This window comes from Actinoallomurus sp. NPDC050550 (assembly GCF_040655075.1).
Taxonomy (GTDB): Bacteria; Actinomycetota; Actinomycetes; order Streptosporangiales; family Streptosporangiaceae; genus Actinoallomurus.
Window position 1 is genome coordinate 1 of record NZ_JBFAJC010000149.1, and the last position, 1,395, is coordinate 1,395.

Sequence of the window (1,395 nt, forward strand, 5' to 3'; positions counted from 1 at the left end):
CCCCCCGAATAACCGAAATAACCCGGGCCGTACCCACTCCCACTCCAAGCACCAGAGCCTCCAGCCCCGGGTCCGGAAGGCCACGACCAGCCTTGCACCGAGACTGGCATGGGCGCGACGCTCCCAGAGGACTGCAACACATCAGCGATACGCCGCGCTTTCTCCTCCATCACCAGAACACGGATTCCAGGAGCTGAAGCGTAAACGGCATCAATATGGCCTTCCGTCGCCACAGCCTGCAGCCCGCGCCGCCAAAGCTCCTCATTGACAAGCGCCACCAGTCGCTGCTTCTTGCGACCTTCGAGCGGCCTACCCGGGAACCCGGTGCGGGCGCGCTCAGGCATCGGACCACCGAAATCCCGATAGACCTCACCCAATCGCCCAAAAATAGGATCATTCCCGGGAATCAGTCCATAAACCCAACGAGCGAAGAATTCAGCCACAAACTCGACCGGGGAACTTCCCGTGCGAGCATAATCGCTTACATATCCGAATAGATCCGGCAGCCCCGTATCCCGCATTGCAATGCGCGCAGTAAGGGGGTAATTATACCGAATATCGTGAAGTAGGTGACCGAATTCATGAACGACAGTCGCCACGGAAGACTCGTCGATAATTCCCGACATGATCCAAGGTCTGAGGCCATCGGCTGAATAATAGGGCCTCCTTTCATCGTCGGACATACGCGGCGATTGAACGCTCACGGCAATCGTGCTGCTATAAGGAAACGCCATGGCTTCAGATGACGTTTTGTCTTCAATTATCGTAACTTGAAGATGCCTATAAGACTGCCCTGTAGAGGTGAAAGCCTCCACGACGTCAAGTCGCAACGACCTAGAGTACTTAGGCATGGCGAGCTTAAAGTCGGGAACGGAAAAGCCTGCCGCCTGCACCCTGGCAACCGCAAGTCTCACATTCGCGACCGCTGCATCGATAAGCCGATCCGGAATGGTCGGGTCATGCCTGAACCGCACACGCACAGGATCTTCTCGCGACCCGAATATGGCAGCCTTTTCTGGCCACCTGTCCAGAGGTGTATTTGCGTCACGATCGACGCGTTTATCCCGGCGCGCAAGATACGCCGCCAACTCTGGATACGCACCCGCAAGCCCAGTATCTTTTAGTGCGTCACTGATGAAAGAATCCGGGACCCCCGGCGCCAGAATCTCGTGAGAGTCTGACACAAATCTATTAAAGGAGCGTTCGTGACCGTTTACCCACTCCTCATAACTCGCGAACTCGGGCAGTTGGTAAACGTGACGGGCGAGTGTGGGCTGAAGGTCCGGATCAGGCTGGGCTGGTGGTTGGGTTTGTGTCCCCCACCATCTCGGGGTTCCGGGTGCTTGCGCCACCGCGTGGGTGAGCTTGGTCTCGTGGTCGGTGACGGGCCGCCTC

General features: G+C 57.5%; 1 protein-coding gene. It reads right to left on the reverse strand.

Annotation, left to right across the window (positions count from 1 at the left end):
- On the reverse strand, positions 1–830 hold an 830-nt coding region (locus AB0I04_RS55140; RefSeq protein WP_360905078.1), incomplete at its 3' end, for a hypothetical protein.
- Between the last annotated feature and the right edge of the window lie 565 nt (positions 831–1,395).